The 14394-nt window shown below is 73.9% G+C and carries 13 protein-coding genes; 7 read left to right on the forward strand and 6 right to left on the reverse strand.

The window, feature by feature from the left end; all coding sequences use genetic code 11:
• Positions 1-53: 53 nt before the first annotated feature.
• From BMW99_RS35930 to BMW99_RS35940, 3 genes are all read left to right on the forward strand, one after another.
• Positions 54-542 (forward strand): TetR/AcrR family transcriptional regulator, encoded by a 489-nt coding sequence (locus BMW99_RS35930; protein WP_075018260.1) that lies wholly within the window; start codon positions 54-56, stop codon positions 540-542.
• 208 nt (positions 543-750) lie between these two features.
• A complete protein-coding gene (locus BMW99_RS35935; RefSeq protein WP_245791770.1) occupies positions 751-1149 on the forward strand; it encodes an SsgA family sporulation/cell division regulator in 399 nt (132 codons plus the stop codon).
• 152 nt (positions 1150-1301) lie between these two features.
• A complete protein-coding gene (locus BMW99_RS35940) occupies positions 1302-2195 on the forward strand; it encodes a Bax inhibitor-1/YccA family protein (protein WP_075018261.1) in 894 nt (297 codons plus the stop codon).
• Positions 2196-3017: 822 nt separating this feature from the next.
• Here BMW99_RS35940 and BMW99_RS35945 read toward each other — a convergent pair.
• From BMW99_RS35945 to BMW99_RS35960, 4 genes are all read right to left on the reverse strand, one after another.
• Positions 3018-3626: a DUF308 domain-containing protein gene (locus BMW99_RS35945; RefSeq protein WP_069462092.1), complete on the reverse strand. Its 609-nt coding sequence runs from the start codon at positions 3624-3626 to the stop codon at positions 3018-3020.
• A 42-nt stretch (positions 3627-3668) separates the two neighbouring features.
• Positions 3669-5291 (reverse strand): DUF6351 family protein, encoded by a 1623-nt coding sequence (locus BMW99_RS35950; protein WP_069462093.1) that lies wholly within the window; start codon positions 5289-5291, stop codon positions 3669-3671.
• 398 nt (positions 5292-5689) lie between these two features.
• Complete coding sequence (locus BMW99_RS35955) at positions 5690-6373, reverse strand: cytochrome b/b6 domain-containing protein (RefSeq protein ID WP_075018262.1); 684 nt, start codon at positions 6371-6373, stop codon at positions 5690-5692.
• Entirely contained in the window at positions 6321-7043 is a 723-nt protein-coding gene (locus tag BMW99_RS35960) for a molybdopterin-dependent oxidoreductase (protein ID WP_176735390.1), read from the reverse strand. The genes BMW99_RS35955 and BMW99_RS35960 overlap by 53 nt, the downstream gene beginning before the upstream one ends.
• Positions 7044-7436: 393 nt before the next feature.
• Between BMW99_RS35960 and abc-f the strand changes: the two genes are divergently transcribed.
• The 4 genes from abc-f (at position 7437) to BMW99_RS35980 (ending at position 12234) form a co-directional block, all read left to right on the forward strand.
• Positions 7437-9071 carry a ribosomal protection-like ABC-F family protein gene (gene abc-f, locus BMW99_RS35965; protein ID WP_075018263.1) on the forward strand — a complete coding sequence of 545 codons (1635 nt, stop codon included), beginning with the start codon at positions 7437-7439 and terminating at the stop codon, positions 9069-9071.
• An 80-nt stretch (positions 9072-9151) separates the two neighbouring features.
• Positions 9152-10804 carry an ABC-F family ATP-binding cassette domain-containing protein gene (locus BMW99_RS35970; protein WP_075018264.1) on the forward strand — a complete coding sequence of 551 codons (1653 nt, stop codon included), beginning with the start codon at positions 9152-9154 and terminating at the stop codon, positions 10802-10804.
• A gap of 43 nt (positions 10805-10847) precedes the next feature.
• Positions 10848-11411, forward strand: coding sequence for a CGNR zinc finger domain-containing protein (locus tag BMW99_RS35975; RefSeq protein ID WP_069465931.1), 564 nt, complete (start codon positions 10848-10850; stop codon positions 11409-11411).
• Between the two features lie 220 nt (positions 11412-11631).
• The gene (locus BMW99_RS35980; protein ID WP_069465932.1) at positions 11632-12234 is read left to right on the forward strand and encodes a hypothetical protein; all 603 of its coding nucleotides are present in this window, start codon (positions 11632-11634) and stop codon (positions 12232-12234) included.
• Between the two features lie 64 nt (positions 12235-12298).
• On the opposite strand, the gene BMW99_RS35985 is transcribed toward BMW99_RS35980, so the two are convergent.
• Both BMW99_RS35985 and BMW99_RS35990 read right to left on the reverse strand, forming a co-directional pair.
• Positions 12299-12931 carry a GPP34 family phosphoprotein gene (locus BMW99_RS35985; protein WP_069465933.1) on the reverse strand — a complete coding sequence of 211 codons (633 nt, stop codon included), beginning with the start codon at positions 12929-12931 and terminating at the stop codon, positions 12299-12301.
• Complete coding sequence (locus BMW99_RS35990; protein ID WP_075018265.1) at positions 12928-14367, reverse strand: dihydrolipoyl dehydrogenase family protein; 1440 nt, start codon at positions 14365-14367, stop codon at positions 12928-12930. Before BMW99_RS35990 ends, BMW99_RS35985 begins: the two co-directional genes overlap by 4 nt.
• Positions 14368-14394: the final 27 nt, after the last annotated feature.

The raw sequence follows: 14394 nt of genomic DNA on the forward strand, positions 1-14394 counted from the left end.
TGAGAGCTGATGCGGCGCGGAATCTGGAAGCTGTTCTGACGACGGGTGCGCGGATGCTGGCGGTGGATGCGGGGGCGAGTATGGGGAGCATCGCGGCGGCGGCGGGGGTGGATCGTCGGACGGTGTATCGGCGGTTCGCGTCGCGGGAGGAGTTGCTGGCGGCGGTGTATGAGGCGCGGTTGTCGGCGATCGAGGGGGCGATCGCTGATGCGCGGTTGGGGGAGGCGCCGGTGGCGGTGGCGTTGCACCGTTATGTGGAGAACATCATCGGGGTGAATCGGGTGTGGCCGGTGGATCTGGCGCGGATGCTGGCTGATGAGGGGGTGCGGGAGCGTCGGGACGCGTGTGTGCGGGAGGTGGAGGTGTTCCTGCGGCGGGCGGTGGACGAGGGGGTGCTGCGGGGGGACCGGCCGGAGGGATGGGCCGCCGCCCTCCTGCCCCAGCTCATGCACCTGGTGGCCCGGCAGCAGCCCGAACTGAGCCCGGCGCAGGCGGCGGACGTCGTCGTCGACACGTTCCTGCACGGCCTCGGCACGTCGTGAGCGTCCGGCGGCGGCTGACTTAGGTCACCTCCCCTCCGCCGGGCGTGCCGGCTCGGGCACACCTCCGCCGTCATGTGACCGATGCGTGGCGTCCGTGACTGGCGAAGAGTCTGGGGTGCAGACTTCGCCCACGGAGGGGACTCCCGTCATGTATCACGACCGGTCACGGTTGCCCGCGCGTTCGGTGCCGGAGCAGGTGCCGTCCCTGATGCTCGATCTCGACCAGCTGCTCGACGAGTTCACCCGCGTGCCCCTGCAGGCGGAGTTCCGGTTCGACCCGGAGATGCCCGCGGTGGTCACCGTCGAGTTCCTGTCCGAACGCGGACCGAGCCTGATCTGGCGCATCGGCCGCGAGCTGCTCTACGGCGGGCTCACCACGATGAGCGGCTTCGCCGACGTGCGCATGTGGCCCTCGCTGCACAGCGAGCGTCCCACCTCGTGGCTGCTGCTCGAGTCCCAGGACGTCGAGGCGCTCTTCGAGCTGCGCACCGCGCCGCTCAAGGGGTGGCTCGACACCACCTACCGGGTCACCTCGGCCGACGCCGAGATGGACGGCCTGAACTGGGACGACATTCTCGGCACGCTCCTCGGCAGCCAGGAGGTCTGACGGCTTGCCTCCGCTCGCGTCACCTGTCAGAGTGGTGACGAACAAGGGTGGTGTCGCCGGCCCGTGACGCGCACGGTCACACGTGTGCCGCCCCGGCGCCCGGCGACCACGCTTGTCGCAGGCCGCTTCGTGCGGCGGACGAGGAGGAACACGTGAAGACCGGCAACCCGATACTCTCCCGCTGGAACGCGGACCGTCAGGCCGGTGCCAGGGGTGCCGCCGGTCCCGCGGGCATCGACGACCGCCGGCCCGTGGCGGCCGCGGCCGCCGGGCCGTTCGGCGGCGGGCAGGCGCCCGCGGCGCACGGTGGTGTCCCGGGCCTCACGGCCCTCGCGGAGGCCCCCGAGGCGCCGCCCGCGGCCCACCCGATGACGCTGGACGACGTCGTCGTCCGCACCGCCACGACACTCGGCACCGTCGCCCTGACGGCGGTGCTGTCCTGGCTGCTGCTGCCCGTGGACGAGGCGAACATCGGCCGGTCGTACGGCCTCGCGGTCGCGGCCGCCGTCGTCGCCTTCGTCCTGTCCCTGGTCCAGGCGTTCCGGCGGACGCCGTCACCCACGCTGATCCTCGGCTACGCGGCGTTCGAGGGCGTCTTCCTCGGCGTCATCTCCAGCGCGACCTCGACGTACATCGCGTCGGGCGTGGTCGTGCAGGCCGTGCTGGGCACGTTCGCGGTGGCCGCCGGCGTCCTCGTCGCCTACCGGATGCGCTGGATCCGCGTCACCCAGAGGTTCGCCGGCTTCGTCGCCGCCGCCGCGACGGGCTTCGTGCTGCTGCTCGCCGCGGACCTGGTCTTCTCCGCCTTCGGCGCCGGCCACGGCCTGGGCTTCCACAGCGGCGGCCTCGGCATCCTCTTCGGGATCGCCGGCATCGTGCTCGGCGCGTGCTTCCTCGCCCTCGACTTCCGCCAGGTCGAGGACGCGGTCGCCGGCGGGGCGCCCCAGCAGGACGCCTGGCTCGCCGCGTTCGGCCTCACCGCCACGCTGGTGTGGATCTACCTCGAGGCCCTGCGCGTCCTGACCCTGTTCACCAGCAACGACTGACACCGTCCGGACCCGTACCCGGGGGCATGCGCCACGCGCATGCCCCCACTCGCGCGTCCGGCTCCTGCACCGTGGGCGGGGTGATCCCGCGCCACCCGACCCAGGTAACCCCCGCACTGTGTGCGGGGGTTACGTGTCTCCCGCAGTGTGGGTTCCTGGTGTCGGCGCTGACGCCGGTGTTGCCGGCCCGGCAGGCGGGCCCGCGGCCGGGTGCGGGGCACGACGGGCGGGACGGTGGCGCGGAGGGCCGGACGCGGGCCGGCGGGTACGCCGTGTGCCGGGCTCTCCGGCCGTGTCGAGGTGGGCTGTTGACGGACGTCGGGCCGACTCGGCAGGCGCTGGAGCGGAGTTGACGGGCTCGGGTGGCCATCGACGTGCGCGGGTGAGCCGGGGCGGCCCTCCGCCCGCGCGCCGACGTACCCGGCCGGAGGTCGACGTGTGCCGACGTACTCGGGCCGGACGGCGACGTGCGGCGACGTACCCGCGCCGGACGGCGACGTGCGCCGACGCGCGCGGGCCCGGGCCGCCGGGTGCGGGCGCCAGAGCCGCCGGTGCGGCACGGCACGTGGGTCCGGCCGCGCGGGCGGCAGCACAGGTGCACGCGCACGGACACGGAAGCGCCCGGCCCGCGCGGGCGGCAGCACAGGTGCACGCGCACGGACACGGAAACACCCGGCCCGCGCGGGCGGCAGCACAGGTGCACGCGCACGGACACGGAAGCGCCCGGCCCGCGCGGGCGGCGGGACGCGCGGACACGGAAACGTCCCGGTCCGTGCCCTGAGGGCACGGACCGGGACGCTGGGACCCCGGGGAGGCGGGGGATCAGGCGGTGCGGGTGCGCAGTTGGCGGTTCTTCCAGGTCAGCAGGACGGCCTGGAGGACGAACCACACGCCGCCGCCCGTCGCGTAGACGGACAGCACGTCGAGCGACGGGTTGTCGCCCGCGGCCTGGATGTTGTAGGTGATGCCGACCAGGAAGGACAGGCCGCCCGAGATCAGGGTCGGCCACTGCTTGCCCAGTTCCGGGCCGCGCCGCCGGATCCCGACGACCACCTGGGCGGCGCCGGAGACGACGGCCCAGGCGCCGAACACGTGGAGCACCGACGCCACACCGCCGGCGCCCGCGATGCCGATCGCGATCGCGGCCAGCGTGCTGAGCACGCCGTTGAACGCGGTGACCCGGCGCTCGGAGCCGTTCGGCGTCGCCCGGTAGTCGAGCAGTGAGGACACCGCGTCGATCAGCGGGTAGACGACCAGCAGCGTGACCGCGACCGCGTCGACGTGCTCGTGGGCCCCCGCGAACGCCGCGGCCCACGCGATGGCCAGGACGCCGCGGCCCAGGTACAGCCTCAGCAGGGAGGAGCGTTCACCGGTCGCCGACGGGCTGGAGGAGGCCGCCGGGGTCGACGGCGTGGCTGTCTGCGTGCTCATGATGGTTCGGCCTTTCAGGTCAGGGAGTCGCCGCCGGCCCGGTCAGTGCCGGGACGGTGCGACGCACCGGAAGCTGGAGGCCGCGGACGGGTCGCCGTAGCCCTTGTAGCGGGACACCTCGGGGTAGCTGCACAGGTCGCGGTCGACGCTCTGGCCCGCGTCGTTGACGAGGGTGGCCGGCAGGGTCTTGGGGGCCTTGCCGTGCTCGACCCAGGCGGTCAGCGCGCCGAGCCCGTCGGCCGAGCCGTCCTGGCCGTTGAGGCCGCAGTGGCTGGTGCCGGGGGCCAGGAAGAGGCGGTAGAAGTCGTCGACCTTCTTGGAGCCGCCCATCTCCTGGTCGACCTGCTTGCGGTAGTCGACGGTGCCCTGCGCCGGGATGTACTGGTCGGCCTCACCGTGCCAGGTCAGCAGCTTGCCGCCGGACTTGGCGAACGCCGACAGGTCGGGGTCGTCAGTGCCGATGATCTTGTCGTACTCGGCCTCGGACTGCTTGAACAGCTGGGTGAACTGGCTGTAGGTGATGGTCGAGACGTCGAAGCCGGGGTTCTTCTCCAGCCACGTGGCGACCCACGCCTGCGGCACCTGGAACGGGAAGCCGCCGGTGACGTTGCCGTGGCCGTCGGTCGTGGTGCCGGCCAGGCCGGTCAGGTCGGCGCCGATCGGCACGCCGGCCCACAGCTTCTGGCCGGAGGTGGTGCGCGGGCCGTCCCAGATCTTGCGGACCACGGCCGCGTCGGCCGCCGTGATGGTCTGCAGCTTGCCCTCGCACTCCACCGTGGTGCCGATCAGCCGGCGCGGGTCGAAGTCACACCGCTGCGGGTCGTTGATCAGGCCGTCCTTGACGCCGTCGAGGGTGTCGCACGCCTTGACGGCGGCGTCGGTGAACGTCTTGAACTCGCAGGAGGTCGGGAAGTCCTTCTCGTTGTTCATGACCACCTGCGGCCACAGGGTCGCGACCTCGAACTCGTCCCAGTTGACGGCCGGCGCGTCGGCCAGGATGCCGTCGTAGTCGCCGGGGTAGCGCTGGGCCTCCATGTAGCCCTGGCGGCCGCCGGTGGAGCAGCCGGTGAAGTACGCGTAGGAGGCGTTCCGGCCGTAGACCCCGTCGACGACCTCCTTGCCGATGACGGACGCCTCGTGCTGGGAGCGCGACGCGAAGTTCTGCAGCAGGGTGGTGTTGACCTGCCCGTCCGCCTTCAGGGCCCAGCTGGTGTCGAGGGCGTCGCCCACACCGGCGTCGGTGGTGGTCGCCGCGTAGCCGCTCTTCACCGCGTTGGCCAGGCCGACGCCGTTGTCGCCGGCCAGGAACGCGCTGCCGCCGAGGGCCTGCAGGCGGCCGTTCCAGCCGGTGACGGGCAGCCAGGTCCGCACCTTGGCGTGGTCGCCCTCGCCCGGGTGCGTCAGCGTGACCGTCACCTCGCAGTAGGCCGGGACGTCGTAGGCGGTGCCGCCCAGGATCCCGGTCCCCTGCACGGTGCCGCCGGCCTGGCGGACGGCCGTGACGGACTCGACGGAGGTGCCGGCCGGGGCCTTCACCGTGAGCGCGGAACAGGCGAACGGCGCGGGCGTGTTGGGGACCGGAGCCGCGGCCGACGCGGTGGGCAGGTACACCGCCGCGGCCAGCGGCACGCCGGCCGCGAGGACGGTCAGAAGCCGTTTCATCATGGTTCCATCCAGGAAGTAGGTGTGCGCCTGACGACGGCAGCACATGTGTCGTCACATGAGGTGGGCAGTGGCAGGGCCGGTGACCGCACCGTGTGTGATCTTCACATGTGTGCGGACGCGCCCCGGGTGTGCGCCCCGGGACGTGCCCGGGCGCCGAAGACTGGCCTGACCATATCACCGGTTAAGCCAGTGACGGAAGTAGGGGTGTGTCGTGGTGTCGTGTCGGGCCGCCCGGTGGGCCGGGGGTCCTCGGCGTGGTTCCACTCTGGCCGCGCGGGCGGCGGCGGACGACAGTCAGTTGACGGTCCGCGTCGCGGCCGCGTCAGCGCCGAAAGCCCCCGCCGCGGGCCTCTGGGGGAGGTGCGACGGGGGCGGGTTGGGTCATTCGACTGGGCCGGCTACTCGCCGTCCAGCCACCGGGAGTGCATGCGCGCCGCCCACGAGCGGCTGACGTACCCGGTGCGCATGCCCAGCCGTGCCTCGGGGTCCTCCAGGGCCCTGCGCACATGGCCCACCAGGACGATGACGATCGCCCAGGCCAGCAGGTCGTGGACGAAGATGGCGCTGGTGCGGGACAGGGACGGCAGGACCCCGGTGAACCACATCAGCAGTCCGGTGGCCGCCATCACCAGCACCGCGCCGGCCAGCCAGCCCGCGTAGAGCTTCTGGCCCGCGTTGAACTTGCCGGCCGGGCGAGCCGCGGGTGACGTCAGGCGCCGGCGCGCGGCCGCCAGCCACTGCCGGTCGTAGGGCGCGAAGCGGTTCAGCCGGCGCAGGTCCGCGCGGAACTCGGCGGACAGGCAGCCCAGCAGGAACGGCAGCGGCAGGGTGATGCCCGACCACTCGTGCACCGTCACCATCAGGTGCCGCCGGCCCACCAGCAGCGCGAGCGGCCCGATGTACAGGCACGCGGCGGACACCAGGCACGCCAGCATCAGCAGGCCGGTTATGCGGTGGACCATCCGCTCGGCGCGGCTGAACCGGCGCACCCGGTCCGGCCGTTGGGGCCGTCCGGGCCGTCCGGCCCGGTCAGGCCGCTTCGCCGCGGCGGTCGGCGCCGTCGAGCCAGCCGTCGATGTCATAGCCGCGCTCCTCCCAGTAGCCGGGCACGACCGCGTCGGTGACCGAGATGCCGGACAGCCACTTGGCCGACTTGTAGAAGTACATGGGGGCCACGTAGAGGCGGACCGGGCCGCCGTGGGCGTGGCTGATGGGCCCGTCCTGCATCCGCAGCGCGATCAGCACGTCGGAGCGGCGGGCCTGTTCCAGCGTCAGGCTCTCGCTGTAGGCGCCGTCGAAGCAGGTGAAGCGGACCGCCGCGCCGGACGAGCGCACGCCCGCCGCGTCGAGCAGGTCCGCCAGCCGCACCCCCTCGAACGGGGTCTGCTTCACCCGCCATCCGTCCGTGCACTGCACGTCGTGGACGATCCGGGTCTGCGGCAGCGCGCGGAGCTGGTCGAGGGTGTACGTCGCCGGCCGGTCCACCAGCCCGCCGACGCGCAGCCGGTAGTTCGTGGCGTCCTTGTGCGGCACCGAGCCGACGACGCTGTAGTAGCGGAAGCCGCCCGGGTTGGGCAGCAGGCCGCTCAGGCCCGTCGGGTCGTTCTGGGAGGCGGCGCCGAGGACGTCCTCCCAGCGCTGCTGGAGGAAGGGCGCGGTGGCGAAGGCGGCCGCCCCCGCGCCGAGCATGCCCAGCAGCGCCCGCCGTCCCACCGGAGGGCCCTGGGGCTCTCGTTCCTGATGTCCCGTCATGGTCACCGCGCTCCCCACCGGCGTTCGTCACCTGTTCAAGTGGTGACGAGCCTTTCATGGTGTCGCTCGGACTGTCAACGCGGGGTGTTGTGCGCTGGGGCACACGTGTGAACCCCGGGCCGCGCGCCGTCCCGGGGTCGTGTGCGGCGAGCTGTTAGGCTGTCGATGACGCAGACCCTGTATCGAGGAGTGGCAGACGTGGCGGGTGACGACGACATCTCCGGGTGAGACCCGGATCTGACCGCCACCGGACGCGCTGAGCAGCGCCGACGTGGCCGTCTTGTCGTGCCGGTTTTCCCGGTGTCCCCGACCCACCCGGTTCGTCCGGGTGCGCCGTCGTTCCGTCTGCCCAGGGCAGCCGCTGCCCTCCGCATCCCGCCTGAGGTCTCTTTCATGTCCGACGTCACCGTCGTCTGCTCCCACGTCTCCTTCTCCTGGCCCGACGACACCCCCGTCTTCCAGGACCTGTCCTTCACCCTGGCGGCCGGGCGCACCGGCCTGGTCGCCCCGAACGGCGCCGGCAAGAGCACCCTGCTCAAGCTGATCGCCGGCGAGCTGGCACCCGCCGCCGGCTCCGTGTCCGTCGGCGGCACGCTCGGCTACCTCCCGCAGACCCTGCCGCTGACCGGCGGCCTCACCGTCGCCGAGGTGCTCGGCGTCGACACGGTGATCCGCGCCATCGACGCCGTCGAGGCGGGCGACGTGAGCGAGGAGCACTTCACCGCCATCGGCGACGACTGGGACATCGAGGAGCGCACCCGCGCCCAGCTCGACCGTCTCGGCCTGGGCCACCTCGCCCTCGACCGCCGCCTGGGCACCCTCAGCGGCGGGCAGGTCGTCTCCCTCGGCCTGGCCGCGCAACTGCTCAGGCGCCCGGACGTGCTGCTCCTCGACGAGCCGACCAACAACCTCGACCTGGAGGCCCGGCACACCCTCTACGACGTGCTGGCCGACTTCCCCGGCTGCCTGCTGCTGGTCAGTCACGACCGCGCGCTGCTCGACCGGATGGAGCGGATCGCCGAACTCGGCGGCGACGAACTGCGCTTCTACGGCGGCAACTTCAGCGCCTACGAGGAGGCCGTGCAGGCCGAGCAGGAGGTCGCGGAGAAGAACGTCCGCAACGCCGAGCAGGAACTGAAGCGCGAGAAGCGGGAGATGCAGCAGGCCCGCGAGCGCGCCGAGCGCCGCGCCAGCAACGCCGCCCGCAACCTGAAGAACGCCGGGCTGCCCCGCATCTTCGCCGGCACCATGAAGCGCGGCGCGCAGGAGTCGGCGGGCCGTGCCGGGCAGATGCACGCGGCCCGGGTCAGCGACGCCAAGTCGCGGCTCGACGAGGCCGGGCGCGGGCTGCGCGAGGAGCAGCGCATCACCCTGGACCTGCCCGACACCCAGGTGCCGGCCGGGCGCACCCTCTTCCTCGGCGAGGACCTGCAGGTCCACCACGGCGGGCGGCCGGTGTTCGCCGACGGCGGCACCGCCCTGACGATCCGCGGCCCCGAACGCATCGCCCTGACCGGCCCCAACGGTGCGGGCAAGACCACGCTGCTGCGCCTGGTCACCGGTGATCTGGCCCCGGACAGCGGCGTGATCACGCGCAACGACGGCCGGATCGCGTACCTGTCGCAGCGCCTGGACCTGCTCGACCCCGACCGCACGGTGGCGGAGAACTTCGCCGCCTTCGCCCCGGAACGGCCCGAGGCCGAGCGGATGAACCTGCTCGCCCGCTTCCTCTTCCGCGGCGCGCGGGCCCACCTTCCGGTGGGTGTGCTGTCCGGTGGCGAACGGCTGCGCGCCACCCTCGCCTGCGTGCTGTGCGCCGAGCCCGCGCCGCACCTGCTGCTGCTCGACGAGCCGACCAACAACCTCGACCTGGTCAGCGCCGGCCAGCTGGAGAGCGCCCTCAACTCCTACCGGGGCGCGTTCATGGTGGTCAGCCACGACGAGCGGTTCCTCGCCGAGATCGGTGTCGACCGCTGGCTGCGGCTGGCCGGCGGGGAGCTGCAGGAGACCGGGGCGCCGGAGGTGTGACGGGCGGTCCGGCCGCGGCCCGCGTCCGAGGCGCCCGTCGCCCCGCGGGCCGACCACCGCACCCCCCGGACGGACACCCCGTGACCCAGCCCGCCCTGCTCGCCCACGACCTCGTCCGCTCGGCCGGGGGCCGGCGCGTCCTCGACGGCGTCTCGCTCACCGCCGCCCCCGGCCGCCGGATCGGCCTGATCGGTGAGAACGGCGCCGGCAAGTCCACCCTGCTGCGGGTGCTCGCCGGCGTCGACGCACCGGACGGCGGAAGCGTCTCCCGCCCCGCCGACCTCGGCTTCCTCCACCAGGAGCTGCCGTTCGACGCCGCCGCGACCCTCGCCGCCGTGCTCGACGACGCGCTGCGCGAGGCCCGCACCGACCTCGCGGAACTCGACCGGCTCGGCGCGGAACTCGCCCGCACCGGCGAGGACGACCCCGCCCACCGCCCCCTCCTGGACGCCTACGGGCTGCGGCTGGAGCAGGCCCAGCACCGGGAGGCGTGGGACGCCGACCGCCGCGCGGCCCTGATGCTGGACGGCCTCGGCCTCGGCGGGACGCGCCGCGACCGGACGCTCGGCTCGCTGTCCGGCGGGCAGCGCAGCCGGCTGGCGCTCGCCGCGCTGCTGGTGCGGCGGCCGTCGGCCCTGCTGCTGGACGAGCCGACCAACCACCTCGACGACGCGGCCGCCGCGTTCCTGGAGGAGCAGCTCCGCGCGCTGCCCGGCGCGGTCGTGGTGGCCAGCCACGACCGGGCGTTCCTCGACGCGGTCTGCACCGACCTCGTCGACCTGGACCCGGCGGCCGGCGGCCCGGTCCGCTTCGGCGGCACCTACAGCGCCTACCTCGGGGAGAAGCGCGCCGCCCGCGAGCGCTGGGAGCGGCGGTACGCGGAGGAGCAGGAGGAACTCGCGGAGCTGCGGCACGCCGCGGGAGTGACCGCGCACCGGGTCGCGCCCGACCGGGGGCCGCGGGACAACGAGAAGATGGGCTACGGCCACCGGGCCGGGCGGGTCCAGCAGCAGATCTCCCGCCGGGTGCGCGACGCGGCCCGGCGGCTGGCCGAGCTGGAGCGCGCCCGCGTCGGCGAGCCGCCGCGGCCGCTGCGGTTCATGGCGGCGGGGCTCGCCGCGCGGACGGAGGAGGGCGAGCGTCCGCTGGTGTCCGTGCGGGGCCTGCGGGTGCCGGGCCGGCTCGCGCTGGACGGTCTCGAGGTGCCCGCGGCGGACCGGCTGCTGGTCACGGGCGGCAACGGCGCCGGGAAGTCGACGCTGCTGGCCGTCCTGGCCGGGCGCCTGGGGGCCGGGGCGGAGGGGGAGGTGCGCAGGCGGCAGGGGCTGACCGTGGGCCTGCTCACCCAGGACACCGTCTTCGGACGTCCCGACCGCACGGCGGCGGAGACCTACGAGGCCGCGCTGGGTCCCGAGCGGGCCGGGAAGGTGCCGCTGTCCTCGCTCGGCCTGCTGCACGACGGGGACCTCGGCCGTCCCGTCGGCCGGCTGTCCGTCGGCCAGCGCCGGCGCCTCGCGCTCGCCCTGCTGGTGGCCCGCCCTCCCCAGCTGCTGCTGCTCGACGAGCCCACCAACCACCTGTCGCCGACGCTGTGCGACGAGCTGGAGGCCGCGCTCGGTCCGGGCCCCGGCGCGATCGTGCTCGCCAGCCACGACCGCTGGCTGCGCCGCCGCTGGCAGGGCCGCGAGCTGCGGCTGGAGGCACAGGGAGGAGAGCACCGCCTCAAGGGGTGACGATCCCTTGCGTTCGGCGCCTGTCACCTGTCAAGATGGTGATGTGAATCTTAACCATGTCTTCGTGTGCGGCCACCCGGCTCTCGACTTCGCGGCCACCCTGCGGGCCCGGCGCTCGACCCGGTTCGAGATGTTCGTGACGCCGGAGCGCCTCAACGCCTGGTACGTGGAGTCCGGACTCGTGGACACGATCACCCCCGGCGAGGAGGCGGACGTCCGCGCGGCCACCACGGTGCGCGAGGCGCTCTACCAGCTGGTCACCAACCGCCGGCTCGGCGAGGCCTTCGACCGCGAGGCGCTCGCGGTGGTCAACGGCGCCGCGCGCAAGCCGCCCGCCACGCCCCAGCTCACCCTGACCGGCCGCCACACCGAGGCCACCCCGGAGCAGGCCCTGGCGACCGTCGCCCGGCAGGCCGTCGAACTGCTCAGCGGCCCGGACGTGCCCCTGATGAAGGAGTGCGGCAACCCCGAGTGCACGCGCGTGTACATCGACCGCTCCCGCGGGATGCGCCGTCAGTGGTGCGGCATGGAGTCCTGCGGCAACAAGATCAAGGCCGCGGCGTACCGCGCCCGGAAGAAGACCGTGCCGGCGGCGACCGCGCACTGAGCCTCCGGCTCCCCCTCCTCCCTCGGCCCGGACGGCTCCGCACACGCCGTCCGGGCCGACACGTGTCCGCACACCCGCGCCGCGTGCCCGCCCGCGCACACCCGCACACGCGTCCGCACGCGCATGTTCCGTGCGTGCACGTCTGTGCACGCACATGCACATGGACCCCTCGGTGTGAGTACGATGCCCAGCACCACGAATTTCGAGGGAGTGAAATGCTGTGACCAGCCGACAGGCCGCCACGCTCCAGGCGCGGTACGTCGAACAGGCCGCATCGGACCTGGACGAGAACCGGCGGCGGCAGCGCGAACTGGCGGAGAAGATCGCCGTGTTGAAGCAGGAGGAGGCGCTCCTCGCCGACATCCTGCGGCTCGCGGAGCAGTACGAGGGTTTCGCCGACGCCTCCCGCCTGCCCGAGCAGCTCTCGGACGAGCCGGCCGGCGCCGCGCGGGCCCGCACCGCCACACGTGGGACGGCCGCCCGCGGTGGCGCGAAGTCCAGGGGATCGGCCAAGGGCACGGCCAAGAGCACGGCGAAGGCGAAGGGCACGGCGAAGGCCGGCGCGAAGGACACCTCGCACCGGCCGTTGCTCGGCGATCTGCTGGCGGACCTGCTCGCCGGCCACGACGAGCCGCGCCAGGCCCAGGAGCTGCGGGACGAGCTGCTGGTGAAGCACCCGGACCGCAACCCGACGCCCCAGGTCGTGCGGAACACCCTCGAGTCACTGGTCGCCAAGGGCCGCATCCGGCGTCACAAGCAGCAGCGTTCCGTCATGTACACCCTCGACGACACGCACGCGGCGGTGCCGGGCGGCGAGGGCTGACACCCCGCACCGCACACGGCACCGCGCCCGGTGCGGGTGTGCCGGCCCCTGGGCCGTGCCCGCTCTAGTAGCCGCGCCACACGTTGTCGAAGGCGTCGTTCTCGATGTTCCGGCGCAGCCGCTGCGCCTCCAGCTCCGTCACCGCGTCGCCCACGGCGGCCAGCAGCGTCGACACCGGGTCGTCGTCATCGTCCGCGTCACCCTTCGCGTCACCGTCCGCGGCGTCAACGTGCGCCTCGTCCGCGGTGTCCTCGTCCGGGTTCTCCTCGTCCCCGGCCGGGGTGTCCGAGACACCCAGGGTGGACAGCAGGCCGGTGAGGACCGGCTCGCCCGACGCCCGGCGCTCCTCGGCGCGGGCCTGCTCCGCGGTCGCGCCCGCCCCGGGCCCGGCGACCTGCCCGGACCGTTCCAGGTCCTGGACGTAGGCCGCGGCGAGTCCCTCGCCACGCCGCCACAGCCAGTCCGCGATCTTCTCGCGGTCCTTCCGCGCGAGTGCGGCTTCCGCCGCGTCCAGCAGCGGGTCACCCGTGGTCACGGGCAGTCCCGGCACGATGCGGTCGCCGTCCAGGGTGAGCGCGCCGCGCTCCAGGAGGTCGATCGCCTCGGCGCCGGCGAGCCCGAGCGACAGGTCGCCCCGCTCCACGTCACCGGTCGGCAAGCTCAGGGCGACCAGTGCAAGGTCGCGTGCTGTGGTCATGAACGGCACCCCGTCTCCAGCAGTCTCAGCCACACTTCACTGATGGTAGGGAAAGCCGGTACGGCGTGCCAAAGGCGCTCGACCGGTATCTCCCCGGTGATGGCGAGGGTGGCCGCGTGCAGCAGTTCGGCGACCCCCGGTCCGGCGAACGTCGCGCCGACGACGGTGCGGCGTTCGCGGTCGATCAGGATCCGGGCCCGGCCCCGGTAGTCGGGGCGGTACTGCAGGGCGCCCGCGACCTGGCCCATGTCGTAGTCCACCACCTGGACGTCGCGTCCGGCGCGCTCCGCCTCGTGGGCCGTCAGCCCCACGGAGGCGACCTCGGGGGCGGTGAAGACGACGCCGGGGACCGCCACCGTGTCGGCCGTGGCCCGGTGCGGCGACCACCGGCGGGTGTCGGGCGCCTCGCCCCGGGCCCGGGCGGCGATCACGGAACCGGCGATGCGGGCCTGGTACTTGCCCTGGTGGGTGTACAGCGCACGTCCGTTGACGTCGCCGGCCGCGTACAGCCAGTCGCCCGGCACGGCCGTGACGGTCAGGCTGTCGTCGACGCCCAGCCAGTCGCCCGGCGTCAGGTCCACGGTCTCCAGCCCCACGTCGGCGGAGCGCGGCACGCGGCCGGTGGCGAACAGGATCTCGTCGGCGGTCAGTTCGGCCCCGTCGGAGGTGATGGCCCGGACCTCGCCGTGGGCGGTGCGCCATGCGGCGGTGGCGTAGGTGCCCAGCCGGACGTCCACGCCCGCCTCCCGCAGGCCCTCGGCGACGAGATCACTCGCGAACGGCTCCATGCGGGGCAGCAGCCGCTCGCCGCGGGCGAGCAGCGTCACCTGGCTGCCCAGGCCCTGCCAGGCGGTGGCCATCTCCACGCCGACCACGCCCCCGCCGACGACCACCAGGCGCAGCGGCACCTCCTGGGCGCTGGTCGCCTCCCGGCTGGTCCACGGCCGCAGGGCCGCCAGGCCCGGCAGGTCGGGCAGGGCCGCGGCGCTGCCGGTGCACACGGCGACCGCGTGGCGGGCGCGCAGGCGCACGACCTCGCCGCCGGGCGTGGTCACCGCCACCTCGCGGACCCCCGTGAGCCGGCCGTGGCCGCGCAGCAGCTCGATGCCCGCCGACGCGATCCACTCGGCCTGGCCCTCGTCGTTCCAGCCGGAGGCCATGCGGTCGCGGTGCGCCAGGACCGCCTTGACGTCCAGCGGGCCCTCGGCCGCGGGGCCGAGCCCCGGGACGCGGGCGGCGTCGGCGTGCAGCAGCACCGGGCGCAGCAGTGCCTTGCTGGGGTCGCAGGCCCAGTACGAGCACTCGCCGCCGGCCAGTTCGCTCTCCACGATCACGGTGCTCAGGCCCGCGGCCGCGGTGCGGTCCGCGACGTTCTCGCCGACGGGTCCCGCGCCGATCACGACGACGTCGCAGGTGCGGATGGTCTCGGTGGTCATGTGTCCTGTGTCCTTCGGTGGACGGTG

The organism is Actinacidiphila rubida, from assembly GCF_900110255.1.
GTDB lineage: Bacteria > Actinomycetota > Actinomycetes > Streptomycetales > Streptomycetaceae > Actinacidiphila > Actinacidiphila rubida.

Coding starts and splice junctions, on each gene's coding strand:
- BMW99_RS35930 (WP_075018260.1), top strand. CDS start 54: ATGCTGGCGGTGGATGCGGGGGCGAGTATGGGGAGCATCGCGGCGGCG.
- BMW99_RS35935 (WP_245791770.1), top strand. CDS start 751: ATGCTCGATCTCGACCAGCTGCTCGACGAGTTCACCCGCGTGCCCCTG.
- BMW99_RS35945 (WP_069462092.1), bottom strand. CDS start 3,626: ATGAGCACGCAGACAGCCACGCCGTCGACCCCGGCGGCCTCCTCCAGC.
- BMW99_RS35950 (WP_069462093.1), bottom strand. CDS start 5,291: ATGATGAAACGGCTTCTGACCGTCCTCGCGGCCGGCGTGCCGCTGGCC.
- BMW99_RS35955 (WP_075018262.1), bottom strand. CDS start 6,373: ATGACATCGACGGCTGGCTCGACGGCGCCGACCGCCGCGGCGAAGCGG.
- BMW99_RS35960 (WP_176735390.1), bottom strand. CDS start 7,043: ATGACGGGACATCAGGAACGAGAGCCCCAGGGCCCTCCGGTGGGACGG.
- abc-f (WP_075018263.1), top strand. CDS start 7,437: ATGTCCGACGTCACCGTCGTCTGCTCCCACGTCTCCTTCTCCTGGCCC.
- BMW99_RS35985 (WP_069465933.1), bottom strand. CDS start 12,931: ATGACCACAGCACGCGACCTTGCACTGGTCGCCCTGAGCTTGCCGACC.
- BMW99_RS35990 (WP_075018265.1), bottom strand. CDS start 14,367: ATGACCACCGAGACCATCCGCACCTGCGACGTCGTCGTGATCGGCGCG.